The 23,673-nt window shown below is 63.3% G+C and carries 22 protein-coding genes and 1 pseudogene; 10 read left to right on the plus strand and 13 right to left on the minus strand.

All coding sequences use genetic code 11. The features are described from left to right. Positions 1 to 26: 26 nt before the first annotated feature. The 5 genes from GV819_RS31235 to choX all read right to left on the minus strand — a co-directional run bounded on the left by GV819_RS31235 (position 27) and on the right by choX (position 4,791). Complete coding sequence (locus tag GV819_RS31235; protein ID WP_161759882.1) at positions 27 to 1,187, minus strand: gamma-butyrobetaine dioxygenase; 1,161 nt, start codon at positions 1,185 to 1,187, stop codon at positions 27 to 29. Positions 1,188 to 1,213: 26 nt separating this feature from the next. Then, positions 1,214 to 1,690, minus strand: coding sequence for a thioesterase family protein (locus GV819_RS31240; RefSeq protein WP_161759883.1), 477 nt, complete (start codon positions 1,688 to 1,690; stop codon positions 1,214 to 1,216). A 118-nt stretch (positions 1,691 to 1,808) separates the two neighbouring features. After that, a complete protein-coding gene (locus GV819_RS31245; RefSeq protein WP_161759884.1) occupies positions 1,809 to 2,774 on the minus strand; it encodes an L-carnitine dehydrogenase in 966 nt (321 codons plus the stop codon). A gap of 112 nt (positions 2,775 to 2,886) precedes the next feature. Beyond that, positions 2,887 to 3,774 (minus strand): 3-keto-5-aminohexanoate cleavage protein, encoded by an 888-nt coding sequence (locus GV819_RS31250; RefSeq protein WP_161759885.1) that lies wholly within the window; start codon positions 3,772 to 3,774, stop codon positions 2,887 to 2,889. 72 nt (positions 3,775 to 3,846) lie between these two features. Further along, positions 3,847 to 4,791, minus strand: coding sequence for a choline ABC transporter substrate-binding protein (gene choX / locus GV819_RS31255; protein ID WP_161759886.1), 945 nt, complete (start codon positions 4,789 to 4,791; stop codon positions 3,847 to 3,849). A gap of 193 nt (positions 4,792 to 4,984) precedes the next feature. On the opposite strand from choX, the gene GV819_RS31260 reads away from it, so the two are divergent. Beyond that, on the plus strand, positions 4,985 to 5,944 hold the full coding sequence (locus GV819_RS31260; RefSeq protein WP_161759887.1) for a GlxA family transcriptional regulator: 960 nt from the start codon (positions 4,985 to 4,987) through the stop codon (positions 5,942 to 5,944). A 68-nt stretch (positions 5,945 to 6,012) separates the two neighbouring features. Then, entirely contained in the window at positions 6,013 to 7,194 is a 1,182-nt protein-coding gene (locus GV819_RS31265; RefSeq protein WP_161759888.1) for an AAA family ATPase, read from the plus strand. A 184-nt stretch (positions 7,195 to 7,378) separates the two neighbouring features. Here GV819_RS31265 and GV819_RS31270 read toward each other — a convergent pair whose 3' ends face one another. The 7 genes and pseudogenes from GV819_RS31270 to GV819_RS31300 all read right to left on the minus strand — a co-directional run bounded on the left by GV819_RS31270 (position 7,379) and on the right by GV819_RS31300 (position 13,558). Beyond that, complete coding sequence (locus GV819_RS31270) at positions 7,379 to 9,814, minus strand: TonB-dependent siderophore receptor (RefSeq protein WP_161759889.1); 2,436 nt, start codon at positions 9,812 to 9,814, stop codon at positions 7,379 to 7,381. A 98-nt stretch (positions 9,815 to 9,912) separates the two neighbouring features. Then, complete coding sequence (locus tag GV819_RS31275; protein ID WP_161759890.1) at positions 9,913 to 10,854, minus strand: FecR domain-containing protein; 942 nt, start codon at positions 10,852 to 10,854, stop codon at positions 9,913 to 9,915. Further along, the gene (locus GV819_RS31280; RefSeq protein ID WP_161759891.1) at positions 10,851 to 11,393 is read right to left on the minus strand and encodes a sigma-70 family RNA polymerase sigma factor; all 543 of its coding nucleotides are present in this window, start codon (positions 11,391 to 11,393) and stop codon (positions 10,851 to 10,853) included. Before GV819_RS31280 ends, GV819_RS31275 begins: the two co-directional genes overlap by 4 nt. 140 nt (positions 11,394 to 11,533) lie before the next feature. Beyond that, positions 11,534 to 11,950, minus strand: a complete 417-nt coding sequence (locus GV819_RS31285; protein WP_161759892.1) for a DUF3010 family protein — start codon at positions 11,948 to 11,950, stop codon at positions 11,534 to 11,536. A 35-nt stretch (positions 11,951 to 11,985) separates the two neighbouring features. After that, a complete protein-coding gene (locus GV819_RS31290) occupies positions 11,986 to 12,309 on the minus strand; it encodes a helix-turn-helix domain-containing protein (RefSeq protein WP_161759893.1) in 324 nt (107 codons plus the stop codon). After that, positions 12,293 to 12,503 (minus strand): annotated as a pseudogene (locus GV819_RS31295) (type II toxin-antitoxin system RelE family toxin). Before GV819_RS31295 ends, GV819_RS31290 begins: the two are co-directional and overlap by 17 nt. A 140-nt stretch (positions 12,504 to 12,643) precedes the next feature. Continuing rightward, positions 12,644 to 13,558, minus strand: a complete 915-nt coding sequence (locus GV819_RS31300) for a LysR family transcriptional regulator (RefSeq protein ID WP_161759894.1) — start codon at positions 13,556 to 13,558, stop codon at positions 12,644 to 12,646. 178 nt (positions 13,559 to 13,736) lie between these two features. Between GV819_RS31300 and GV819_RS31305 the strand changes: the two genes are divergently transcribed. From GV819_RS31305 to GV819_RS31315, 3 genes are all read left to right on the plus strand, one after another. Then, on the plus strand, positions 13,737 to 15,068 hold the full coding sequence (locus GV819_RS31305) for a nucleobase:cation symporter-2 family protein (RefSeq protein ID WP_161759895.1): 1,332 nt from the start codon (positions 13,737 to 13,739) through the stop codon (positions 15,066 to 15,068). Between the two features lie 63 nt (positions 15,069 to 15,131). Beyond that, complete coding sequence (locus GV819_RS31310) at positions 15,132 to 15,641, plus strand: nucleoside deaminase (protein ID WP_161759896.1); 510 nt, start codon at positions 15,132 to 15,134, stop codon at positions 15,639 to 15,641. Beyond that, positions 15,638 to 15,988 carry a hydroxyisourate hydrolase gene (locus tag GV819_RS31315; RefSeq protein WP_161759897.1) on the plus strand — a complete coding sequence of 117 codons (351 nt, stop codon included), beginning with the start codon at positions 15,638 to 15,640 and terminating at the stop codon, positions 15,986 to 15,988. Before GV819_RS31310 ends, GV819_RS31315 begins: the two co-directional genes overlap by 4 nt. 79 nt (positions 15,989 to 16,067) lie before the next feature. Here GV819_RS31315 and GV819_RS31320 read toward each other — a convergent pair whose 3' ends face one another. Continuing rightward, a complete protein-coding gene (locus GV819_RS31320; RefSeq protein WP_161759898.1) occupies positions 16,068 to 16,469 on the minus strand; it encodes a lysozyme inhibitor LprI family protein in 402 nt (133 codons plus the stop codon). A gap of 236 nt (positions 16,470 to 16,705) precedes the next feature. On the opposite strand from GV819_RS31320, the gene GV819_RS31325 reads away from it, so the two are divergent. The 5 genes from GV819_RS31325 (at position 16,706) to GV819_RS31345 (ending at position 23,668) form a co-directional block, all read left to right on the plus strand. Further along, positions 16,706 to 17,683: a dipeptidase gene (locus GV819_RS31325; protein ID WP_161759899.1), complete on the plus strand. Its 978-nt coding sequence runs from the start codon at positions 16,706 to 16,708 to the stop codon at positions 17,681 to 17,683. A 79-nt stretch (positions 17,684 to 17,762) separates the two neighbouring features. Continuing rightward, complete coding sequence (locus GV819_RS31330) at positions 17,763 to 18,293, plus strand: 4-vinyl reductase (protein WP_161759900.1); 531 nt, start codon at positions 17,763 to 17,765, stop codon at positions 18,291 to 18,293. 15 nt (positions 18,294 to 18,308) lie between these two features. Next, the gene (gene dgcA / locus GV819_RS31335; protein ID WP_161759901.1) at positions 18,309 to 20,369 is read left to right on the plus strand and encodes a dimethylglycine demethylation protein DgcA; all 2,061 of its coding nucleotides are present in this window, start codon (positions 18,309 to 18,311) and stop codon (positions 20,367 to 20,369) included. A 114-nt stretch (positions 20,370 to 20,483) separates the two neighbouring features. Continuing rightward, on the plus strand, positions 20,484 to 22,448 hold the full coding sequence (gene dgcB / locus GV819_RS31340; protein ID WP_161759902.1) for a dimethylglycine demethylation protein DgcB: 1,965 nt from the start codon (positions 20,484 to 20,486) through the stop codon (positions 22,446 to 22,448). Beyond that, positions 22,448 to 23,668, plus strand: coding sequence for an electron transfer flavoprotein subunit alpha/FixB family protein (locus tag GV819_RS31345; protein WP_161759903.1), 1,221 nt, complete (start codon positions 22,448 to 22,450; stop codon positions 23,666 to 23,668). Before dgcB ends, GV819_RS31345 begins: the two co-directional genes overlap by 1 nt. The last annotated feature ends 5 nt before the right edge of the window (positions 23,669 to 23,673 follow it).

Here is a 23,673-nt window from a genome sequence, read left to right on the forward strand (position 1 = left end):
GTATAAGAGACAGGGTGGGGTGAGGATCAGCGTTCCAGCACGAGGATTCTGGAGAGCAGTTCGTCACGGTCGATGTAGCAACCCTGGAAATGCCGGGCGCCGCTGGCCGGATCGAAGGCGTTGCGCGCGTGCAGGGTGCGGCGGTTGTCGAAGCACCAGAGCTGGCCTGGATCCAGGCGGCGAATCACCTGGAACCTGGCCTCACGGGTCATGGCGATAAAGCGCCGGTAGGCGCGATACAGCACGGGCATCTGTTCCACCGAGGTGTCGAACGGGCCGCGCAGGAAGTTGGCCATGCGGATTTCTGCAACCTGGCCCTGGGCGTCCAGGGCGATGATCGGCGCCAGGCAGCGATAGTCGCTGTGGCGGTCCTTGTTGCGAAATTCCACGGGGATCTCGCACAACGCGCGAAACGCCTCTGGATTCTCCCGGCGCAGGGCATCGGCAATGGCAAAGCCGTCGACGAAAATGCTTTCGCCGCCCACCGCGTCATTCACCAGGCAGTGTAGAAACTGCAATCCCGGTTGCAGCTCGCGGGTGGGCAGGTCGCTATGCAAGGGCAGGTTGAAGGCGGTGTAGGCATTGCTGTCGGCATCGGCCTTGGATTGCACGTTGAACAGCACGCCGAAATTGCTTTCACGGATGAACGAGATGCGCCGGGCGATCAGGGCCAGGGAGCCGGGCTCGGTAGGCGCGCCGCGGACCTGGGTCAGTCCGGTGTCGCGCAGGGCTCGCAGCCACGCCAGGAGTACCGTGGGATCGTCCATCAGTGCCTGATAGTCGAATACCGGTAGTTGCAGGTTGCTGTCCCACAGCCGACTTTGCGCCTTGTTGGCGCGGCGCTCCTCGCGGGACTGCTGGTCATAGGCGTGGGCCCGCAGCCAGCCGGGATCGAAGCGGCTGCGGTGGCCGTCCGACCAGGTGAGGCTCAGGCAGCCGTGATCATCGATACGCGCCTCGTGGCAGTCGATGTCCTCGGCTACGTCGACGATTTCCAGCACTTGTTCACGGGTCACGCTGTAGACGCATTCCGCGCAGGGGCAGTTGTCCCGCAGCCACTGATGATGAAAGGGGCTGAGGCGAGCATCAGCCCAGTGCACCTGAACCCGGTCCGGCAGTACCTGGGCGGCGGTCAACGCGCTGATCAACGGGTAACGGCGATAGTCGGCAAAGGCGGCGGTGTTCACGGTGGTCTCCTTTTTCGGGCGGGTGGTTATTTTTCCGCTGGCAGGCCAATGACTCGGCCGAGGTACGTCGGACGTGGCAGGTCTGTCTGCGTGGCCGCGATGGCCTGCAGGCGTTGCAGCACCGGTTCGCTGAACGGCGCCGAGCGAGGGCCGGCCAGGTCGACGTGGAGCAGCATCTGTTCATTGCCGGCCAGCTCCTGCGGGTCGCCGATCTTGTGCAGGCGGTGATACAGGTGCAGCCGTTTGTGGTCATGGCCGATGATCTGGGTGTGCACTTCGACCTCGGTGTCGAGCTTCACCTCGTGCAGGTAATTGAGGTGCAACTCCAGGGTGAACAGCGAGTGACCGCTGGCCTCGCGGTTGTCGCTGTCCAGGCCCAGTCGGTCCATCAGTGCATCAGTGGCATAGCTGAAGATCAGCAGGTAGAAGGCATCGCGCAGATGGCCGTTGTAGTCGACCCAGTCGTTGATGATGCGGGTGCTGTAGGTGGTCAGGGCAGGCATAGGCTCACCAGATGTATGTAGGAGCCGGCTTGCCGGCGAAGGCGTCCTTCAGGGCGCGGCAGGGCTTGGCCGCCTGTTCGCCTGTTCGCTGGCAAGCCAGCTCCTACAGTGATTGGGGTTAGTCGTGAAAGTGCATGCCGTGCTTGGCCTTGGTGGTTTGCACCGCCTCTAGCACCGCCAGCAGGCAGTCATCACGATAGCGCTCCAGGGCCGCAATGCTGTGGCTGCCCAGTTGCTCGGCGGTGCCTTCGACTACATCATCGATCAGCTTGTCGGTCAGCTCCGGTGCTGGCAGGTAGGTCCAGGGCAGTTGCAGCGCCGGGCCGAACTGGGCCATGAAGTGGCGCATGCCGGCGTCGCCCCCCGCCAGCGTATAGGTGAGGAAGGTGCCCATGAACGACCAGCGCAAACCGGCGCCGAAGCGGATCGCATCGTCGATTTCCCCGGTGGTCGCCACGCCGTCATTCACCAGATGCAGGGCTTCGCGCCACAGGGCTTCGAGCAGTCGGTCGGCGATGAACCCCGGGACTTCCTTGCGCACGTGCAGTGGCCGCATGCCCAGGGATTCATAGACCTTGATCGCAGCCTGCACCGCTTGTGGCGCAGTGCGCTTGCCGCCCACCACTTCCACCAGGGGCAACAGGTACACCGGGTTGAACGGATGACCAACCACGCAGCGTTCCGGGTGAGTCGAGCCTTCGTAGAATTCGCTGGGCAGCAGGCCCGAAGTGCTGGAGCCGATCAGGGCATCGGGCTTGGCCGCGGCGCTGATCTTGCTGTGCAGTTCAAGCTTCAGTTCCAGGCGTTCCGGAGCGCTTTCCTGGATGAAGTCGGCATCCTTCACGCATTCTTCGATGGTGCTGACAAAGCGCAGGCGCTGTTGCGAGGCGCCGGGGGCCAGCCCTTGTTGCTCCAGGGCGCCCCAGGCGTTGGCGACACGTTTGCGCAGGGCCACTTCGGCGCCGGGGGCCGGGTCCCAGGCCACTACGTCCAGGCCGTGGGCCAGGGCACGGGCTACCCAGCCGCTGCCGATCACGCCGCTGCCCAGAGCGGCGAAGGTTTTGATGTTGGTGATAAAAGTCATCGCGTCTTCCTGGAAAAAGAGTCTGTAGAAGCGGGCTTGCCAGCGAAGCGGTTGGCGGCCTTGCGGGCCTCTTCGCCGGCAAGCCGGCTCCTACGGGGAGGGTGGGTTCGGCTTAGCCGCGTTGCTTCAGGCCCATTTTCTGGCGGCCCTCGGCCGGGGTCAGAACCCGGGCCCCCAGGCGGCTGAGGATCTCCGTGGCTCGTTCCACCAGTTGCCCATTGGTGGCGAGCACGCCGCGATCCAGCCACAGGTTGTCTTCCAGGCCGACTCGCACGTTGCCCCCTAGCAGCACCGCTTGCGCGGCCATCGGCATCTGCATGCGACCGATACCGAAACCGGCCCAGACCGCACCATCCGGCAGGTTGTCGACCATGGCCTTCATGGTGGTGGTATCGGCCGGGGCGCCCCAGGGAATGCCCAGGCACAGCTGGAACAGCGGGTTGTCCAGCAGGCCTTCCTTGATCATCTGTTTGGCGAACCACAGGTGGCCGGTGTCGAAGATTTCCAGCTCGGCTTTCACTCCCAGTTCCTGGATGCGTTTGGCGCCGGCGCGTAACTGGGCCGGGGTGGACACGTAAATGGTGTCGCCATCACCGAAGTTCAGGGTGCCGCAGTCCAGGGTGCAGATCTCCGGCAGCAGCTCCTCGACGTGGGCCAGGCGGGTCAGCGGGCCCACCAGGTCGGTGTTGGGACCGAACTCCATGGGGTTTTCGCCGCCACCGATCTCCAGGTCGCCGCCCATCCCGGCGGTGAGGTTGACGATGATGTCGACGTCCGCCTCGCGGATGCGCTCCATCACCTCTCGGTACAGCGCCACGTCGCGGCTGAACTTGCCGGTCTGTGGGTCGCGCACATGGCAATGGACCACGGTGGCCCCGGCTTTGGCGGCTTCCACCGCGGCGGCGGCAATCTGTTTCGGAGTGACCGGCACGTGGGGGCTCCTGGCGGTCGTGTCGCCAGCACCGGTGAGTGCGCAGGTGATGATGACGTCGTGGTTCATGGTGCGGGTTCCTTACAGGCGTGGTGAGCCACTGCGCAGCCGGTTGGCGCTGCGCAGATGCGTTCGAGGTGGTTATTTGCTGGTCAGTTTCAGGTGTTCAGCGGCGGGCTTGCCGTCGAAGGTAGTCACCCCTTCGAGCCAGCGCTCCTGGTCTTGCGGATGGTCGGCAAGCCATTGCCTGGCGGACTCCAGGGCGTCCTTGTGGTCGAGCAGCGGTTGCATCATGCGGCTCTCGTCCTCGGCGCTGAAGGTCATGTTGCTCAGCAGCCGGCTCACATTCGGGCACTGTTCGGCATAGTTCGGAGCGGTGACGGTCCACACCGTGGCCATGCCTTCATTCGGCCCCAGGGCGTCATCGCTGCCGGTGAGGTAGCTCATCTGTACGTTGACGTTCATCGGGTGCGGCGCCCAGCCGAAGAACACCACGGCCTCCTTGCGGCGCACGGCGCGATCCACCGCGGCGAGCATGCCGGCTTCACTGGATTCCACCAGCTGGAATTTGCCCAGGCCGAACTGGTTCTTGGCGATCATCGCCTTGATCTGGGTATTGGCGCCCGAACCGGGTTCGATGCCGTAGATCTTGCCGCCCAGCTCTTTCTCGAACTTGGCGATGTCGGCAAAGGTTTTCAGGCCCTTGTCGGCCAGGTAGGTCGGCACGGCGAGGGTCGCTCGGGCGTCCTTGAGGCTCGGCTCGGCCAGCACCTTGACCTGCTTGGCATTGATGAACGGGGTGATGGTCTGGGTCATCAACGGATTCCAGTAGCCGAGGAACAGGTCCAGGCGCTGATCACGGATGCCGGCGAAAATGATCTGCTGCGAGGCGCTGGTCTGCTTGGTCTTGTAGCCGAGGCCGTCGAGCAGTACTTGGGCCATGGCACTGGTGGCGATCACATCGGTCCAGTTGACCACGCCCAGACGCACGTTCTGGCAACTGGCGGCGTCGGCGGCCATGGCTGCGGGGGTGAGCAAGACGATACCGCTGAGTGCAAGAACACAGCTGCTGATCAGTCGTTTCATGGGGGTTCCTCGGCAGGTCGTTATTGTCGGTCCCGGCGTCTTTGTGCGTCGGTGATGCCAAGGTACGCAGGCATCGCGCCAGGCAAACGCACAGCGGCGACCGACTCTTGCACTGCAGCGACCCCGACCCTTGTGAGGACCGGGCATTTGGCGTATCAAAGGCCCCACGCTGGCCGTCATGCGAGTGCGTTCCATGTCCCAGGATTTCTACTTTCTGCTGATGCCGGGGTTCTCGGCCATCGGCTTCATTTCCGCTATCGAGCCGCTGCGAGTGGCCAATCGCTTTCGCGGTGAGCTGTACCGCTGGCACGTGCTGAGTGCCGACGGCGGTCCGGTACTGGCCAGTAATGGCATGTCGGTCAATGTCGATGCGGCTCTGGAGCCGTTGAAGAAGGGCGCGACCCTGTGGGTGGTCGCCGGCTTCGAACCGTTGAAACTCCTCACTCCGGCCCTGGAGCACTGGTTGCGCCGGCTGGACCATGAGGGCGTGACGTTGGGCGCGATTGATACCGGCAGTGTGCTGCTGGCCGAGACCGGTTTGCTGGAGGGGCACCGGGTGACCCTGCACTGGGAAGCCATCGACGCCTTCAAGGAGTCTTATCCACAGCTGGGCGTGACCCAGGAGCTGTTCGAGATCGATCGGCGGCGCATTACCTGTGCCGGCGGCACAGCGTCCATCGACATGATGCTCGACCTGATCGCCCAGGCCCACGGCCCGGAGCTGGCGATCCAGGTCAGCGAGCAGTTTGTGCTGGGGCGCATCCGTCCGCGCAAGGACCACCAGCGCATGGAAGTCGCCAGTCGCTATGGCATCAGCAACAAGAAGCTGGTGCAGGTGATCGGCGAGATGGAGCAGCACAGCGAGCCACCCCTGAGCACCCTGGCCCTGGCCGAATCGATCAAGGTCACTCGGCGCCAACTGGAGCGGTTGTTCCGTCTGCACCTCAATGACACGCCGAGCAACTTCTACCTGGGGCTGCGCCTGGAGAAGGCCCGACAGTTGCTGCGCCAGACCGACATGAGCGTGCTGGAGGTGAGCATTGCCTGTGGATTCGAGTCGCCGTCCTACTTCACCCGCAGCTATCGAGCACGATTCGTGCACTGCCCACGGCAAGACCGGCGCCTTCTGGGAGGCGGCCGGGAGCTGGTTTGACAGGGTTTTACAGTCAATTATACTCGCCGCTATAAATTATAGTCCTGGCAATAATTGAGTATAAAACCATGTCGAAAAACACCGGCTTCGTGTTTCGTCGTCCTGCACTGGCGCTCAATATTGCCGATGGCCTGGTGGGCTCGGGGATTCAGGACTACAGCTCGGGGCTGTTCCTGGCGGCGCCACGGCGCACGGGTAAAAGTACCTTTCTGCGCGAAGACCTGCTGCCCGAGTGCCAGCGTCGCGGTTGGCTGGCGGTGTATGTCGACCTGTGGGCCAGTCGCGAAAAAGACCCTGCCGAGTTGATCGCCGGTGCCATCGCCGGTGCCCTGGTGCCCTTCGAGAAGGGCATTCGCAAACTGGCAAAATCCCTGGGGGTGGAGAAGCTCAGCTTCCTGCGCACCTTGTCCTGGGATTTCAGCAAGTCCCAGTTGCCCGAAGGCGCGACCCTGACCCAAGCCCTGGAGTTGCTGCACAGCGCGGCCGGCAAGACCGTGGTGCTGGTGATCGACGAAGCCCAGCATGCCTTGAGTTCCGAGGCCGGGTTGAATGCCATGTTTGCCCTCAAGGCCGCCCGGGACCAGCTCAACCAGGGGCGCGACATGGACACCCACGGCCTGCGCCTGGTGTTCACCGGGTCCAATCGCGACAAGCTGGCGCACCTGGTGTTGAACCGCAACCAACCTTTTTTCGGTTCGAGCATCACGCCTTTCCCGCTGCTGGGACGCGATTTCACCAAGGCCTATACCGCCCATCTGAACGCCCACCTGGCGTCCACCAACCAGTTCGACGCCGACGACCTCGACCAGGCGTTCGAATGGGTTGGCCGGCGCCCGGAAATGCTCCGCAGCATCATCGGCCAGGTGGCCCTGGAGTTGGGTGAGGCGAGCCAGCTCAACGAACTGCTGCGCAGCAGCGCCGAGATTCTTCGGGCCGGGGTCTGGAGCGAGTTCGAAAGCGCCTGGAATGGTTTGACCGCAGCGCAGCGGGCGGTGCTGGAAGTGATGGTGGCGCGCTCCAACAACAACCTGCCCTTCGCGCCCTTTACCGATGACACCCTGGCGGCGGTCGGCGAAGCGCTGAAGGCCTCCGGCAGCCATTCGACGCCCGGCACCCAGACCATCCAGGCCTGTATCGACGCCTTGCGGGAAAAGGAGTTGGTGTGGAAATCCAGCCGTGGCGCCTATGCCCTGGAAGACAACTCGTTCGCCGACTGGCTCCAGCACTACCGGCGTAAAGCCGCTGAATAGCGCTGGTCGGTAGCGGTTCGCAGGCTCCGATCACGGGCGGACAACAGGTCGGCAGGACCTTGCCCGTGACCCGCTAGCGGGGTCAAGGCAGGTGCCTCCAGCAGAGGAGGGATGTGGGGCAAGCGCAAGTTGCAATCTCTCGATGGGCCAGTGGTGACACCGGTCCATCGAGGGGCTTGGCGCCTTACCAGCTGTAGGCGACCGTCGCGGTCAGTGCCCGTGGGTTGCCATAGTTGCAGCGGAACTCGCCGTTCTGGCAGGTGGCGTAGCTGTTGTTGAGCAGGTTGCTGCCGTTGAGTTGCAGGCGCCAGCTTTCCAGGTCATAGCGGGCCATCGCATCGAACAAGGTGTAGCCGGGAACCCGCAGGGTGTTGGCGTCATCGCCGAAGCTGGAACCGACATAACGCGCACCGGCGCCGAACCCCAGTCCTTTCAATTCACCGCTCTTGAAGCTGTAGTCGGCCCAGAGGGAGGCGGTGTGTTCCGGCACGTTGAAGGGCCGGTTGCCTTCAAAGTTGGTATCCCTGGTGACCTTGACCCGGGTGTAAGCGAAGTTGGCGATCAGGTTCAGTTCTTCGCTGAGGCCGGCGATGCCTTCCAGTTCGATGCCCCGCGAGCGTACCTCGCCGATCTGGATCTGGTTGACGCCGCTCGGGTCGTTCGGGTCGGTGGTGGGAACGTTCTGCTTGCGCAGGTCGAACGCCGACAGGGTCACTGAACTGTTGCTGCCGGGTGGCTGGTACTTGAGGCCGACCTCATGCTGCTTACCGGTGGACGGCTGCATGATCTTGCTGGTCAGGGCGACGGTCGGCACGAAGGATTCGGAGTAGCTGTAGTAGGGCGCCAGGCCGTTGTCGGCCAGGTACACCACGCCCGCGCGCCAGGTTGGCTTGCGATCACTGCGCTGGCTGTTGCCCGCCGGATTGCCGGCTGCGTAGACGCCACTGCCGCCATCATTGTTCTGATTGATCCGTGCCCAGTCGACCCGGCCACCCAGGGTGAATGCCCAGTGCTCGTATTTCATCTGGTCCTGAACATAAGCCCCTAGCTGACGCACCTTGCTGACCACCTCGTTGGTGGTTTGCAGGTCGCTCGGCACCCAGCCGTAATTCGGGGTGAAGTAGTTGAAGGCATTCGGATCACCGTTCGGGCTGCCCTGGTTGAAGATGTCATAGGTGGTGTATTGCAGGTCGCCGCCCAGCAGGACTTTGTGTTCGATGGCGCCGGTGTTGAAGTCGGCCTGCACCTGGTTGTCCAGCGCCCAGCCGGTGAGGGTGGTGGCCGAGGTCAGCGCACCGCGAAAGCCTTCAGCGTAGTCCGAGGGTTTCGATGGATAAGGGTAGGCCGAGTAGCCCAGGCCGTAGACGGTTTCGTAGTCGAGCTTGAGGTGCCGATAGCGGAAATTCTGGCGTGCGCTCCAGGTGTCGTCGAATCGATGTTCGAACTGATAGCCGACGCTGTCCTGATCGCGGTTGAAATGATCGAAGTCCGGCTCGCCGGCAAACAGGCTGCCCTGGTAACGCCCCAGCGGGTTGCTTTTTACCGTGCCGTAATACGGCAGGTACTGGAACACCGAGCCGTAGCGCTCACGCTGGGTCTGCGCCAGGAGCGTCAGGGAGGTGTCGTCGTCGATGTTCCAGGTCAGGGACGGGGCAATGAACCAGCTGCTTTCGTCGACGTGGTCGATCTGCGTGGAGCCGTCCTTGACCTGTGCGGTCAGGCGACCCAGCCACTGGCCTTGCTCATCCAGCTTGCCGCCGACGTCGATGGCCGCGATCTTGCGATCGTAGCTGCCGTATTGCAGTTTCACTTCCTGGCGCATGTCCGCAGCCGGACGCTTGCTCACCTGGTTGACCAGGCCGCCGGGCGAACTCTGGCCGAACAGCACCGAACTTGGGCCGCGGATCACGTCGACCTGTTCCAGGCTGTAGGGGTCGACACGCCACATGGCGTAGTTGCGGTTGAGCAGGTTCAGGCCGTCGAGAAACAGGCCGTCGTTGGATTGATCGAAACCTCGGATATAGATGTAGTCGTTGCGGTTGTCGGCACCGAACGGCTCGGAGTTGACGCCGGCGGTGTAGCGCAGCGCTTCGCTGAGGTTCTGCACGTTCTGCGTGTCGAGTTGCTCGCGGGTGACCACGGAGATCGACTGCGGGACCTCATGGATCGCGGTGTCGGTCTTGGTGGCGGTATTGCTGTGGCTGGCGAGATAACCCACGGGCTGGCTGGTGTTGCTGCCCTGGGACCGGCCATTGATGGTGGTGGTGTCGAGGTTCAGCACATCGGCGGGCAGTTGTTCCAGGGTCAGGGTGCCTTGTGGCGTGACCCGGGCTACCAGGCCGGTGCCCGCCAAAGCCCGCTGCAGGGCCTGCTCGGTGCTCAGCTCGCCATGGATCTCGGGGGCTGTCAGGCCTTTGACCAGGCTCGGTACGTAGATGATCTCGCGTCCGCCCTGACGGGCAATACCGCTGAGCGTGGTCGCGAGGCTGGCGGCGGGCAGGTTGAATGTCCGGGGCGCCTGGTTGGCGTTGCCTGGCGCGGCCTGGGCCGCGACGGGCAGCGAACCGAGTAGCAGAGCGAGGCACAAAGGCGTGAGTTCAAAGCACGAGCGACGGGGCATGAGGGGCTCCAGTGGTCTTGGCAAGGCCGCATTTGCGAGCGGTTCATGGGCTATGTGCGATGAAGTCGGAAAAGCGATACAGGGCCGCGAAAATAAATTCAGCGCAGCTCGATGCGGGTCCACCAATCCAGGTAGCGAGTCACGCGCAGTGGCAGGGTCTGCTCCAGCGCCTGCAACGCCCGGTTGCTGTCATCTAGTGAAATCAACGCGGAAACCCGCAGTTCGGCGGCTTGTGGGCTGAGCCGCAGAATGCCCTGGCGATAGGGCCGCAGGGCATTGATCACGTCACCCAGGGGCCAGTCCTCGACATTCAGCCAGCCGTCGGCCCAGGAGCTTTCGCCTTGGCGGTTGGCGGCGAGCCGTTCGATCGCATGGGCGAAACGCGCGCCCTGGCCGGTTTGCAGCACGCGCTGGCTGCCGCTCAGGGTGTCGACGCGCACGCTCGATTCCAGCACCCAGACATGGCTGGCCGCGGGCTGCTGAGCCACCATGAAGCGCGTGCCCAGGGCGCGCACGCTGCCGAATGGGGTGTGCACCGTCAGCGGGCGCGGATCGTGACTGACCTGTACCAGCAGCTTGCCGGCACGCAAGGTGATGCGGCGTTCGTTGCCGCTGAAGTCGATGTCCACTGCGCTTTGCGCATCGAGGGTCAACTGGCTGCCGTCTGCCAGCCTGCGCTGCAGGCGCTGGCCAGTGCCGCTGCGCAGGTCCGCACCGAGTTGCGCCAGGGGCAGGCCCGGCTGGCTCAGCAAGGTGGCACCCACGCCGGCACCGGCCAGTAGCAAGGCTCCCCGCAAAACCTGTCGACGCCCGGGGTGCGCCGCCTGCAGAGCATGACGTGCCGGGAGGCTGGAGCGATCGGCCAGGGGCGCCAGGGTCCGCTGCAAGTGATGCTGGACTGTGTCCCAGGCCTGTCGATTGGCCGGGTCAGCTTCCAGCCAGGCTTCGAATGCCTGCCATTCCTGATCATCGGATGAGGTGTCGCGCAGGTTGGCGGTCCACTCGATGGCCTGTTCGAGGCGCTGGCGTTCGATGTTCATTCGCTCAGCAGTTCCTGGCAGCAAAGCTTCAGGCCCTTGGCGACGTACTGTCGGACTCGGATCGTCGAGACGCCGAGCAACGCGGCGATGTCGGCGTACTTCATGCCGTCCAGTTGGCTGCACAGAAAGGCCGTGCGTGCTCGTGGCGACAAGCCGTCGAGCAAGGCGTCGATGGCCAGCAGGCTCTCCATCACCAATGCCCGTTCTTCCGGCGAAGGTTCCAGGGGCACGGGTTGTTGCGCCAGGGCCTGAAGGTAGGCTTGTTCCAGATCACGCCGGCGCCAACCGTCGTACATCAAGCGCTTGGCGATCGTGGTCAACAGCGCACGGGGTTCGCGAATGCCCTGCGGGGAGGGCAGGGCAACCACCTGGACAAAGGTTTCGGCGGCCAGGTCGGCGGCGTTGTGCCGGCAACCCAGGCGCGCCCGCAAACGGTCCAGCAGCCAGCCATGATGCTCGCCAAACAACTGGCTCAACACCTGTTGGCGCAACTCGAAGCTGGCTGGCGCGGAGTCCATGACGGCATTGGCTGAGGGCATGATCGAAGGAACTAGTAAGGTTAATGAAAACCATTATCAATAATTCGCTCGACCGAAACAACTCCTGACAGTTGCCCCAGAGGCACTCCCGGGCTTGTTTCATCTACCGAGGATTGAGTGCTTGCCGCGCGTGGGTCGGCTTACTTCTTCATCAGCGCCGAGCACGCTGCTTTGAACGCCTCATGCTGATACTTGTTCAGCGTCGCCGGCAGGGCGAAGTTGTGCTTCTTGTTCTGCGCATTGATGGTTTGCGGCGACAGCAAGGTCACCTCGCAATGCTCCAGCAACTGCAATACACCTTCGATCTTGAAGGTGGTCGGTCCGCCGGCAAATTCACCTTTCTTGCTGCGCTTCTTGATTGCGATGCGCTGGATGCCGTTGGCCTGGACAAAAGCGCCGACCTGAGCGGCAAAGGCCTTGACGTTGGCGGCCTCGTCGTCCTCTTCAAGGGCGATTTTCTTGGTGGTGATAGCCCGGTGCTGGGGCGTGCCGTCTTCCAGGGTGGCGATGGCGAAGATGGCTTCGCTGCCTTTGATTTCGATACCGCAGATGCTCATGTGCAGGCCTTTTCAATCAGTGAATGAAGCGCAGCTTACAGCTCCAGTTGGTCGGCGCGAATACCAAAGGCGGCGGCGATCTTTTCCCGAGTGGCCTTGCGCGGTTTGGCCACGCTTTCCTGCTGGGCGAAGGCCGGCTGGGAAACTCCCAGGCGCCGGGCGACTTCGTCCTGGGTCAGGTGCAGGTGCTCGCGCCAGGCGCGGATAGGGGTGGCCCCATCGACGATGCGGCTGACCACGGCATGGGGGATCAGGTCAGGCGCCTTCTGCTGCGCAAGGTACTGCGCGTAGGGAATCACCACGAACGCCGGCTTGCCGTCCGGGCCATGGATGATCTGGATGTCAGTAGGTGCGTTCATCACGTTTCTTGACCTCTTGAACACTGGCGATGTGGATAACGCCGTCCCAGTCGAACAGCACGCGGTACTGGCCAACCCGCAGGCTAGGCATAGGTGTGGCCGGACAGGGCTTTGACGTTGCCCCTGGCGGGCATGTCGGCCAGCAGGGAGATCGCGTCGCGAACCTGGATCTGGTGTTCGCTGTGCAATCGCAGCCGTTGCTTGACCGCTTTTCTACTTCAGAGGATCTCGTTCATGGCTGGCTGTATAAGTCTTTTATAAGGAACTCCAATCCTTGCTTATATTTTTCCCGCCGCCAACGCAAAAACCTTATCCCTTTGTTGCCTGAATACGGCTACCAGGTGGTGGATTGCCCGCGTCGGTCCACTTCATGCACCTTGTGCTGCAGCAGGCGTTCCTTGAGCCAGCGTTCGGCCTTGCCCATCACCCGCTGCCGCGCCCAGAGCAGGTCCACGCCCACCAGCCAGTCGGTGTGCGGGTAGGCATCCAGTTGCAGTTCCACCAGTTCGCCGCTGGCCAGTTCGCGCTGGATCAGTTGCCTGGGCAGGGTTGCCCAGCCCAGGCCCGCGCGGACCATCTCCAGCAGCGCCAGGTAGTTTTCCGCCTGCCACAACTGCGTGGCCCGCAGGTACTCGCTGCTGGGCAGTTTTTCCGCGTGGGCGCTGAAGGCCAGGCGCCGGTGCACATGCAGGTCGTCGAAGGTCACAGTGTCCAGGCGGGCCAGTGGATGGTCCGGATGACACACGTGCAACATGATCAGCTTGCCCAGTTGGCGGAACTCCAGTTCCTGGGGATAGCCCGGCTGGGAAAAGGCGATCCCCAGCACCGCCTCGCCCCGGGCCACCAGCTCGCTGGCGTCCCCCGAAAACGGGTGGCGGATTATCAGGTCGACGTAGGGAAAGGCCTGTTCGAACTCGCGCAACACCGGCACCAGTGGGCCGTAGGGCGTCTCGATGACCAACGACAGGCGCGGCTCGACAACTTCTGACAGGCACTCGGCATGGGCCTGCAAGGTCAGGCAGCGCTCCATCACTGCTTCGGCCTGCAGCAGCATCTTCTGCCCGGCGGCGGTCAGCACCGGAGTACGCGCCGAGCGGTCGAACAACTCCACCCCGAGGTCGGTTTCCAGGTTGCCGATGGCCACGCTGACCGTGGATTGGGTCTTGCCCAGCTTGCGTGCGGCCGCCGAGAACGAGCCGCTTTGCGCCGCTTGTACGAACATCTGCAGTTGATCCAGTGAAAAGCGCATCGGTTCGTCATCCCTGGGCGGCGGATTTATCCATCGCTAAAAACGATGGCTGCTCATTTGTTTCATCGTATTCAAGCACAGATTATCCGCTCCAGCGTCCGTACTTCCTGCCTTGGGGCTGATCCCCCGATACCTGCCAGAACAACAACAAAAGCTGCGCCTTCAGGAGACACACGACATGAGCCATAAGCGCGTTCACCCGGTGGACGAAATCCTGCCCTTGCGGCAACTCTTCACCTTTGGCCTGCAGCACGTGCTGGTGATGTACGCCGGCGCGGTGGCGGTGCCGTTGATCCTCGGCAGTGCCTTGGGGCTGACCTCGGCCCAGGTGGTGATGTTGATCAACGCCAACCTGCTGACCTCCGGTATTGCCACTCTGATCCAGACCCTGGGTTTCTGGCGCTTCGGCGCTCGCTTGCCGATGATCCAGGGCTGCTCGTTCATTGCCCTGGCGCCGATGATCATGATCGGCAAAGAGTTCGGCCTGACTGAAGTGTTTGGCGCGGTGATCGCCGCCGGGGCCATCACCATCGCCCTGGCGCCGGTGTTCAGTCGCCTGTTGCGTTTCTTTCCACCGGTGGTGATCGGCAGCCTGATCACCATCATCGGCATCTCGCTGATGCCCGCCGCAGCGATCTGGCTGGGAGGCGGGAATCCCTCGGCAGAAAATTTCGGCGCTCCGGCCAACCTGTTGCTGGGGCTGGCCACGGTGACGGTGACCCTGGTGATCTACGCCAAGTTCTCCGGTTTCATCGGCAACCTCAGCGTGCTCATCGGCCTGTTCGTCGGCAGCCTGATCGCCGCGGCCTTCGGCATGACCCACTTTGCCCAGGTGGGCAGTGCTGCCTGGTTTGAGCTGAGCCCGCCGATGGCCTTCGGTGCGCCGCAGTTCTCGTTGATGCCGATCCTGGTGATGACCCTGGCGATGCTGGTGATCATGGCCGAGACCACCGGCAACTGCCTGGCGATCGGCAAGCTCACCGGTAAACCCACCACCCAGTGCACCCTGGGCGATGCGTTTCGCGCCGACGGCCTGTCCACCATGCTCGGCGGCCTGTTCAACAGTTTTCCCTACAACGCCTTCACCCAGAACACCGGGCTGATTGCACTTTCCAACGTACGCAGCCGCTTCGTGGTGGCGGCTGCGGGGGCGATCATGGTGCTCATGGGCTTGTTTCCCAAGCTCGGGGCGTTGATTGCCGCGGTGCCGACACCGGTGCTCGGCGGCTGCGCCATCGTCATGTTCGGCATGACCACCGTGGCCGGGATCCAGGAGCTGTCGCGGGTGACTTTCGAAGGCACCCGCAACGGCATCATCGTCGCGGTGTCGGTGAGTGTCGGGGTCTTGCCGATGTCCTATCCGGCATTGTTCGAGCATGCCGGCGGGGCGCTGAAGCTGGTGCTCGAAAGCGGCATCTTCCTCGGCGCGATCACCGCCATCGTGCTCAATGTTCTGCTCAACCCCCAAGCCCGGGGCCCGCTTGCGGCTGCCGCGGAACTCAACGACTGAAAACTTTTATCTGCGGCCCTGATCGGGGGCGGGATTGTTGTGCAAACCCATAAGGAGGTCGACATGACCCGTTTCACTTCCCTTGTACCTGCCGGTGTCACCGAACTGGACTTGCAACTGCTGCGCCAGAGCATCGAACTGGCCGAAGCGGCCAAGGCCCGGGGCCGCCACCCGTTCGCCGCACTGGTGGCCGACCGTGATGGCCAGATCATCGCCAGCGCCGGCAACAACTCGATGCCTCCGGAAGGCGATCCCACCCAGCATGCCGAGCTTTCTGCGGCGGCCATGGCGGCCCAGGTCCTCAGCCCCGAGGCCCTGGGCCAATGCACCCTCTACACCAGTGCCGAACCCTGCTGCATGTGTTCCGGAGCGATCTACTGGACCGGCATTGGCCGGGTGGTCTATGCGCTATCGGAACATGCCTTGCTGGGCCTGACCGGTGATCACCCGGAGAACCCGACCTTTTCCCTGCCGTGCCGCGAAGTGTTCGCTCGTGGTCAACGGCAGATCCCGGTTTTCGGCCCGATGCTCGAAGAGGAGGCGGCCAAGGCCCATGTGGGGTTCTGGCAGTGAGCGGGGGGATTTCCATCCACGTGGTGGACGTAGCCAGTGGCAAAGTGGCCGAAGGCATGCGGGTGCAGGTACGTCGTCTGGGCGGGGAGGTGCTCTGTGCAGGACGCATCGCCGGCAATGGCTTGCTGACCGAGTTGAGCGGGTTGCTGGCGAGCTTCAGCCAGGACGTCTACGAGGTAGAGCTGGAAGTGGCGGCATTCTATCGAGAGCAGGGGCAGGCTACGGTGCAGGTGCCCTTTCTCGATGTGCTGGTGTACCGCTTTGGCCTGGATGATCCGCACCAGCATTACCACCTGCCGTTCAAGCTCACCGCCTGGGGCGTTTCCTGTTTCCGTGGCGGTGCCTGACCTGGCTCTGTAGGCGTGGGATTGTTGGCGAAGACGTGAGAGCGTCTTCGCAGACAAAACCGCTCCTGCAAGAGCTGGGTTATTGCTGGGCAATCGACTCGATGAACTCCGACCGTTCGTCGCTCATCCGTGCCAGGCAATCATGGGTGGCGATGGTGTAGGCCTTGCTGCCGGGCTTGGCCGGGAAGGACTCCACCGCGCAGTCGGCGTCACGTTGCTTCTGCCACAACTGCTGGGCGTTCTTGACCTTGGCGGTGATGTCACTCAACTGCGCCTTGTCGTTGCCATACAGAGTGCCCAGGCGCTCCAGCAGGCTCTGCACGTTGTCGCTCAGCAACTGTTCGGCGGTGGTCTTGTTGAAGGTTGCACACTCCAGGGTCTGCACGTCGTTCTCGACCGCATCGCAGGGGGAGCTGTCGGCCTGTTCGGCGGCTTGTACGCCAGCCGTCAGCAGTAGCAAGGCCAGGAAGATCGGTTTCATTGCGGCGCCGCCCTCAATCCAGTGAAGCATCCAGTAAAGCGGCGAATTCTGGCGTAAGCCTCGGGTTCTGAACAGAGGCCCCGGTTGCCCTTCATCGGGCCCTTTGTCGTCGCTTGACGCTTTCGGCAAACCCCCTGTCGTTTTTGCACCGAGGCGCCCTGGCCCTCAGGCATATGCTGGCCCCAAAGCGCCGGCAGACGATTCGGCGCATGAATCGCCAATAAGGGGACAGCCTGATGAGCCCAGCCGAATTACACGCCGACAGCATCGTTATCGACGGGCTGATCATTGCCAAGTGGAACCGCGAGCTGTTCGAGGACATGCGCAAGGGCGGCCTGACCGCTGCCAACTGCACCGTGTCGGTGTGGGAAGGGTTTCAGGCCACGGTCAACAACATTGCCACCAGCCAGAAACTGATCCGTGAAAACAGCGACCTGGTGATGCCGGTGCGGACCACCGCCGACATTCGCAAGGCCAAGGAAGTGGGCAAGACCGGCATCCTCTTCGGCTTCCAGAATGCCCACGCCTTCGAGGACCAGATCGGCTATGTCGAGGTCTTCAAGCAGCTGGGCGTAGGCATCGTACAGATGTGCTACAACACCCAGAATCTGGTGGGCACCGGCTGCTACGAGCGCGATGGCGGCCTGTCGGGGTTCGGTCGCGAGATCGTCGCCGAGATGAACCGCGTCGGGGTGATGTGCGACCTGTCCCATGTCGGTTCAAAAACCTCGGAAGAGGTGATCCTCGAATCGAAGAAGCCGGTCTGCTATTCCCACTGCCTGCCTTCGGGCCTCAAGGAACACCCACGTAACAAGTCCGATGCCGAGCTGAAGTTCATCGCCGACCACGGCGGTTTCGTCGGCGTGACCATGTTCGCGCCGTTCCTGGCCAAAGGCATCGACTCGACCATCGACGACTACGCCGAAGCCATCGAATACACCATGAATATCGTGGGTGAGGACTCCATCGGCATCGGTACCGACTTCACTCAGGGTCATGGCCAGGACTTCTTCGAATACCTGACCCACGACAAGGGCTACGCCCGGCGCCTGACCAGCTTCGGCAAGATCATCAACCCTTTGGGGATCCGCACCGTCGGCGAGTTCCCCAACCTCACCGAGACCCTGCTCAAGCGCGGCCACCCCGAGCGTGTGGTGCGCAAGATCATGGGCGAGAACTGGGTCAATGTCCTGAAGGATGTCTGGGGCGAATAAGCCTGCTTATCACACCTTATCCGATACCCCCTGCCGTCCTCGCAGGGGCACTCAACGTGTTTTCCGGAGTTAAGTTTCCATGGCCAAGATCGCCCCGCAATTGCCTATCGAAGTCGACAGCGAAACCGGTGTCTGGACCTCCGACGCCTTGCCGATGCTCTATGTGCCACGGCACTTTTTCGTCAACAACCACATGGGCATCGAGGAAGTACTGGGCGCTGAGGCTTATGCCGAGATCCTCTACAAGGCCGGCTACAAGTCCGCCTGGCACTGGTGCGAGAAGGAAGCCGAATGCCACGGCCTGGAAGGCGTGGCGGTGTTCGAACACTACATGAAGCGCCTGTCCCAGCGTGGCTGGGGCCTGTTCAAGATCCAGGACATCGACCTGGATAAAGGCACCGCCAGCGTCAAGCTCGAGCACTCGGCGTTCGTCTACGTGTACGGCAAGGTCGGGCGCAAGGTCGACTACATGTTCACCGGCTGGTTCGCCGGCGCCATGGACCAGATCCTGGGCGCCCGTGGCAGCAAGGTCCGCACCGTGGCAGAGCAGGTTTACGGTGGTTCCGAAGAAGGCCACGACGATGGCCTGTTCGTCGTCAAACCGTTGTAAGCGGAGTTAAGAAAAATGGCTTTCGAAGCGATGTTCCAGCCGATCCAGATCGGCAAACTGACCATCCGCAACCGTGTGCTCAGTACCGCGCACGCCGAGGTCTACGCCACCGACGGCGGCATGACGACTGAACGGTATGTGAAGTACTACGAAGAAAAGGCCAAGGGCGGCATCGGCCTGGCGATCTGCGGCGGCTCCTCGGTGGTGGCCATCGACAGCCCCCAGGAATGGTGGAGCTCGGTGAACCTGTCCACCGACCGCATCATCCCGCACTTCCAGAACCTGGCCGACGCCATGCACAAGCATGGCGCCAAGATCATGATCCAGATTACCCACATGGGCCGGCGCTCGCGCTGGGACGGTTTCAACTGGCCGACCCTGATGTCGCCGTCGGGTGTGCGCGAGCCAGTGCACCGCGCCACCTGCAAGACCATCGAGCCGGAAGAGATCTGGCGAGTGATCGGCAACTACGCCCAGGCTGCGCGCCGGGCCAAGGCCGGTGGCCTGGACGGGGTGGAACTGTCGGCGGTGCACCAGCACATGATCGACCAGTTCTGGAGCCCGCGGGTCAACAAGCGCACCGACGAATGGGGCGGCACCTTCGAGAAGCGCATGCGTTTCGGCCTGGAAGTGCTCAAGGCGGTGCGTGCCGAAGTGGGTGACGATTTCTGCGTGGGCATGCGCCTGTGCGGCGACGAATTTCACCCGGACGGCCTGTCCCACGAGGACATGAAGCAGATCGCCAAGTACTACGACGACACCGGCATGCTGGACTTCATCGGTGTGGTGGGCTCGGGTTGCGACACCCACAACACCCTGGCCAACGTGATCCCCAACATGAGCTTCCCGCCGGAGCCGTTCCTGCACCTGGCGGCGGGCATCAAGGAAGTGGTCAAGGTCCCGGTGCTGCACGCGCAGAACATCAAGGACCCGAACCAGGCCACGCGGATTCTCGAAGGCGGTTACGTCGACATGGTCGGCATGACCCGTGCGCACATGGCCGACCCGCACCTGATCGCCAAGATCAAGATGGGCCAGATCGACCAGATCAAGCAGTGCGTCGGCGCCAACTACTGCATCGACCGCCAGTACCAGGGCCTGGACGTGCTGTGCATCCAGAACGCCGCCACTTCCCGTGAGTACATGGGGGTGCCGCACATCATCGAGAAAACCACCGGCAGCAAGCGCAAGGTGGTGGTGGTCGGTGCCGGCCCTGCCGGCATGGAAGCCGCCCGCGTAGCCGCCGAACGTGGCCACGAGGTGACCCTGTTCGAGAAAAAAGAAGCCATTGGCGGGCAGATCACCACGGCTTCCAAAGCCCCGCAACGGGACCAGATTGCCGGTATCACCCGCTGGTACCAGCTGGAGCTGGCGCGGCTGAAAGTCGACCTGCGCCTGGGCACCGCAGCGGACACCGCGACCATTCTCGATCTGCGCCCCGACGTGGTGGTGCTGGCGGTGGGCGGTCATCCGTTCATCGAGCAGAACGAACACTGGGGCGCCGCCGAAGGCTTGGTGGTCAGCAGTTGGGACATCCTCGACGGCAAGGTCGCGCCGGGCAAGAACGTGCTGGTCTACGACACCATCTGTGAGTTCCCCGGCATGTCGGTCGCCGACTTTATCGCCGACAAGGGTTCGCAAGTCGAGATCGTCACCGACGACATCAAGCCGGGCATCGCTGTAGGTGGTACGTCGTTCCCCACCTACTACCGCAGCCTGTATCCGAAGGAAGTGATCATGACCGGGGACCTGACCCTGGAGAAGGTCTACCGCGAAGGCGACAAGCTGGTGGCGGTGCTGGAGAACGAATACACCGGCGCCCGGGAAGAGCGGGTGGTGGACCAGGTGGTGGTGGAGAACGGCGTGCGTCCTGACGAGGAACTCTATTACGGGCTCAAGGAAGGTTCGCGCAACAAGGGCCAGATGGACATCGAGGCGTTGTTCGCGATCAAGCCGCAGCCGTGCCTGAGCGAGGCCGGGGAGGGCTACCTGTTGTTCCGCATCGGCGACTGCGTGTCCCAGCGCAACACCCATGCCGCGATCTATGACGCACTGCGCCTGTGCAAGGATTTCTAAGCCACTTCCTGTAGGAGCCGGCTTGCCGGCGATCGGCACTGGCGAGATACCGCGTCCTGCCTGATCGCTGGCAAGCCAGCTCCTACAAGGCCCCAGGTCTTTGGGAGCTCCACCATGTTGAACACCCTTCTTCCCATTCTGTTGTTCGCCGCCGTCGGCCTTGCGGTCCTCGGCGCGCTGCGACGCGTGGCCATGTGGCGCCGCGGACGAGCCTCCAAGGTCGACCTGATCGGCGGCCTGCTGGCCATGCCCAAGCGCTACATGGTGGACCTGCACCATGTGGTGGCCCGGGACAAGTACATGGCCAACACCCACGTGGCCACGGCGGGCGGTTTCGTCCTGGCCGCGGTGCTGGCGATCCTGGTGCACGGCTTCGGCCTGCATAACCGCATCCTCGGCTACGCCCTGCTGCTGGCCACCACGCTGATGTTCGTCGGCGCGCTGTTCGTCGCCCTGCGTCGGCGCAATCCTCCTGCGCGGCTCTCGAAAGGCCCGTGGATGCGCCTGCCGAAAAGCTTGCTGGCGTTCTCCGTGAGCTTCTTCCTGGTGACCTTGCCGGTGGCCGGGATCCTTCCGGAAAACTTCGGTGGCTGGCTGCTGGCGACGATCCTTGCGGTCGGTGTGCTGTGGGGTGTGTCCGAGTTGTTCTTCGGCATGACTTGGGGCGGGCCGATGAAGCACGCCTTCGCTGGCGCCTTGCACCTGGCCTGGCACCGCCGTGCCGAACGTTTTGGTGGTGGCCGTTCCACCGGCCTCAAACCCCTGGACCTGGAAGACCCGAGCGCGCCCCTGGGGGTGGAAAAGCCCAAGGACTTCACTTGGAACCAGCTGCTGGGCTTTGATGCTTGCGTGCAGTGCGGCAAGTGCGAAGCCGTGTGCCCGGCGTTTGCCGCCGGGCAACCGTTGAACCCGAAAAAGCTGATTCAGGACATGGTGGTTGGCCTGGCCGGCGGCACCGACGCGCAGTTCGCCGGCAGCCCTTACCCATCCCTTGACGGCGGGGGCAAGGCCATCGGCGAACACGGCGGCAACCCGCACCAGCCTATCGTCAATGGCCTGGTGGATGCCGAGACCCTGTGGTCCTGCACCACCTGCCGTGCGTGTGTCGAGGAGTGCCCGATGATGATCGAGCACGTCGATGCCATCGTCGACATGCGCCGTTACCTGACCCTGGAAAAAGGCGCCACGCCGAACAAGGGCGCGGAAGTCCTGGAGAACCTGATTGCCACCGACAACCCCGGCGGTTTCAACCCGGGCGGGCGGATGAACTGGGCGGCGGACCTGAACCTGTCCCTGCTCAGCGAGAAGCAAACCACCGACGTGCTGTTCTGGGTCGGCGACGGCGCCTTCGACATGCGCAACCAGCGCACCTTGCGGGCCATGGTCAAAGTGCTCAAGGCGGCCAAGGTCGACTTCGCCGTACTCGGCCTGGAAGAACGCGACAGTGGCGATGTGGCTCGGCGGCTGGGTGACGAAGCAACCTTCCAACTGTTGGCCAAGCGCAATATCCAGACCCTGGCCAAGTACAGTTTCAAGCGCATCGTCACCTGCGATCCCCACAGCTTCCACGTCCTGAAAAACGAATACGGCGCCTTCGACGGCAACTATCAGGTACAGCACCACAGCACCTACCTGGCTGAACTGATCGGCGCCGGCGCGCTGAATCTTGGCCAGCACAAGGGCAGCAGCGTGACCTATCACGACCCGTGCTACCTCGGCCGCTACAACGGTGAATACGAGGCTCCTCGAGACGTACTGCGAGCCTTGGGTATCGAGATCAAGGAAATGCAGCGCTCGGGCTTTCGCTCCCGTTGCTGCGGCGGTGGCGGCGGGGCACCGATCACCGACATCCCGGGCAAGCAGCGGATTCCCGACATGCGCATGGAAGACATCCGCGAGACCGGCGCCGAGCTGGTGGCCGTGGGTTGTCCTCAGTGCACGGCGATGCTCGAAGGGGTCGTGGAGCCGCGGCCGATGATCAAGGACATCGCTGAACTGGTGGCCGACGCGCTGCTCGAAGACGCAACGCCGGACAAAGCGCCAGCGTCGGTGAAACCTGAACCTGCGGAGGTGCACTGATGAGCGAAATTATCCGCCGCGATCCTCGCGCCGAATGGATCGCCCGTAACCGCCTGCACCCGTTGCATGCCGCCATGCAGCCGGCGCAACACAGCTGGATGGGCCCCAATGGCCTGATCCGCAAGAATCCCCATGGCGTCGGTTTCATCGGTCCCAACGGCCTCAAGCGCATCGACCGCAGTGGCGCCCAGCAGGGCGGCAGCGCCAAGCGCACGGCGGCGGCCGAGGTGCAATTGCCGCTGCATCAAGTGGCGCAGCCGGCGTTCTACATCAGCGTGGTGCCGGACATGGTCGGCGGTCGCCTGAGTAGCCACGACCGCGACCTGCTGGGCCTGGCCCACCAGTTGGCGGGCGAGGACGGTGCGGTACTGGCGGTGGTGTTTGGCGAACACAAGGAATCGGCCTTTGCCACGGCTGGCGTCGATCGCTTGCTGGTGCTGCAAGGTGTGGAGTTCGACGGTTATGCACCGGAACAACGGGTGCAGGGCCTGCGGGCTGTGGATAACCAGTTCAGCCCACGCCACTGGCTGCTGCCTGACAGCCGCACCGGTGGTGGCGAACTGGGCCGGCGCTTTGCCGCGGCCCTGGGCGAACGCCCGGCGACGCGGGTCTGGCAGGTCAAGGACGGGCAGTGCATTGGCCGTGCCGGTGCCGGTTTGCAGGACCTGGCGCGGCCGGTGGCACGCTTGATCCTGGCCGCCGCTGAATGCGCCGAGCCGGTCAGCGACACCCGCCATGAAGCCTTGTCGGTGGAGTTATCCACAAGCATGGCGCGTAGCCTGGCGCGGATCGAGGATTTGGGTGCGGTGGCGGTGGACCCTGCGGCAATTCCCATGGCCGAGGCGGAGTTCATCTTTTCCGGGGGCAACGGGGTCAAGGACTGGCCACTGTTTCACCAGGCCGCCGTGGCCTTGGGCGCGACTGAAGGTGCCTCGCGAGTGGCGGTGGATGATGGCTTCATGGCCCGTGACCGGCAAGTGGGGGCTAGCGGTATCTGGGTCACTGCGCGGGTCTATGTGGCCGTGGGGATTTCCGGGGCGATCCAGCACCTGCAGGGCATTGGTGCCTGCGACAAGGTGGTGGCGATCAACCTCGATCCGGGTTGCGACATGATCAAACGGGCCGACCTGTCGGTGATTGGCGACAGCGCCGAGATTCTCAAGGCCTTGATCGCGGCGGTAGCGGCTTACCGTGACGGCGCCAAGCGCGATGCGGCTTAAGGAAC

Origin of the sequence: Pseudomonas sp. Fl5BN2 (genome assembly GCF_009908205.1) — a bacterium.
In the GTDB taxonomy this organism is placed as follows: domain Bacteria; phylum Pseudomonadota; class Gammaproteobacteria; order Pseudomonadales; family Pseudomonadaceae; genus Aquipseudomonas.

Bases quoted from the DNA above. Each gene is read 5' to 3' on its own strand.
- GV819_RS31240 (WP_161759883.1), bottom strand. From the start codon at position 1,690: ATGCCTGCCCTGACCACCTACAGCACCCGCATCATCAACGACTGGGTC.
- GV819_RS31245 (WP_161759884.1), bottom strand. From the start codon at position 2,774: ATGACTTTTATCACCAACATCAAAACCTTCGCCGCTCTGGGCAGCGGC.
- GV819_RS31250 (WP_161759885.1), bottom strand. From the start codon at position 3,774: ATGAACCACGACGTCATCATCACCTGCGCACTCACCGGTGCTGGCGAC.
- choX (WP_161759886.1), bottom strand. From the start codon at position 4,791: ATGAAACGACTGATCAGCAGCTGTGTTCTTGCACTCAGCGGTATCGTC.
- GV819_RS31260 (WP_161759887.1), top strand. From the start codon at position 4,985: ATGTCCCAGGATTTCTACTTTCTGCTGATGCCGGGGTTCTCGGCCATC.
- GV819_RS31265 (WP_161759888.1), top strand. From the start codon at position 6,013: ATGTCGAAAAACACCGGCTTCGTGTTTCGTCGTCCTGCACTGGCGCTC.
- GV819_RS31270 (WP_161759889.1), bottom strand. From the start codon at position 9,814: ATGCCCCGTCGCTCGTGCTTTGAACTCACGCCTTTGTGCCTCGCTCTG.
- GV819_RS31275 (WP_161759890.1), bottom strand. From the start codon at position 10,854: ATGAACATCGAACGCCAGCGCCTCGAACAGGCCATCGAGTGGACCGCC.
- GV819_RS31280 (WP_161759891.1), bottom strand. From the start codon at position 11,393: ATGCCCTCAGCCAATGCCGTCATGGACTCCGCGCCAGCCAGCTTCGAG.
- GV819_RS31285 (WP_161759892.1), bottom strand. From the start codon at position 11,950: ATGAGCATCTGCGGTATCGAAATCAAAGGCAGCGAAGCCATCTTCGCC.
- GV819_RS31290 (WP_161759893.1), bottom strand. From the start codon at position 12,309: ATGAACGCACCTACTGACATCCAGATCATCCATGGCCCGGACGGCAAG.
- GV819_RS31300 (WP_161759894.1), bottom strand. From the start codon at position 13,558: ATGCGCTTTTCACTGGATCAACTGCAGATGTTCGTACAAGCGGCGCAA.
- GV819_RS31305 (WP_161759895.1), top strand. From the start codon at position 13,737: ATGAGCCATAAGCGCGTTCACCCGGTGGACGAAATCCTGCCCTTGCGG.
- GV819_RS31310 (WP_161759896.1), top strand. From the start codon at position 15,132: ATGACCCGTTTCACTTCCCTTGTACCTGCCGGTGTCACCGAACTGGAC.
- GV819_RS31320 (WP_161759898.1), bottom strand. From the start codon at position 16,469: ATGAAACCGATCTTCCTGGCCTTGCTACTGCTGACGGCTGGCGTACAA.
- GV819_RS31325 (WP_161759899.1), top strand. From the start codon at position 16,706: ATGAGCCCAGCCGAATTACACGCCGACAGCATCGTTATCGACGGGCTG.
- GV819_RS31330 (WP_161759900.1), top strand. From the start codon at position 17,763: ATGGCCAAGATCGCCCCGCAATTGCCTATCGAAGTCGACAGCGAAACC.
- dgcA (WP_161759901.1), top strand. From the start codon at position 18,309: ATGGCTTTCGAAGCGATGTTCCAGCCGATCCAGATCGGCAAACTGACC.
- dgcB (WP_161759902.1), top strand. From the start codon at position 20,484: ATGTTGAACACCCTTCTTCCCATTCTGTTGTTCGCCGCCGTCGGCCTT.
- GV819_RS31345 (WP_161759903.1), top strand. From the start codon at position 22,448: ATGAGCGAAATTATCCGCCGCGATCCTCGCGCCGAATGGATCGCCCGT.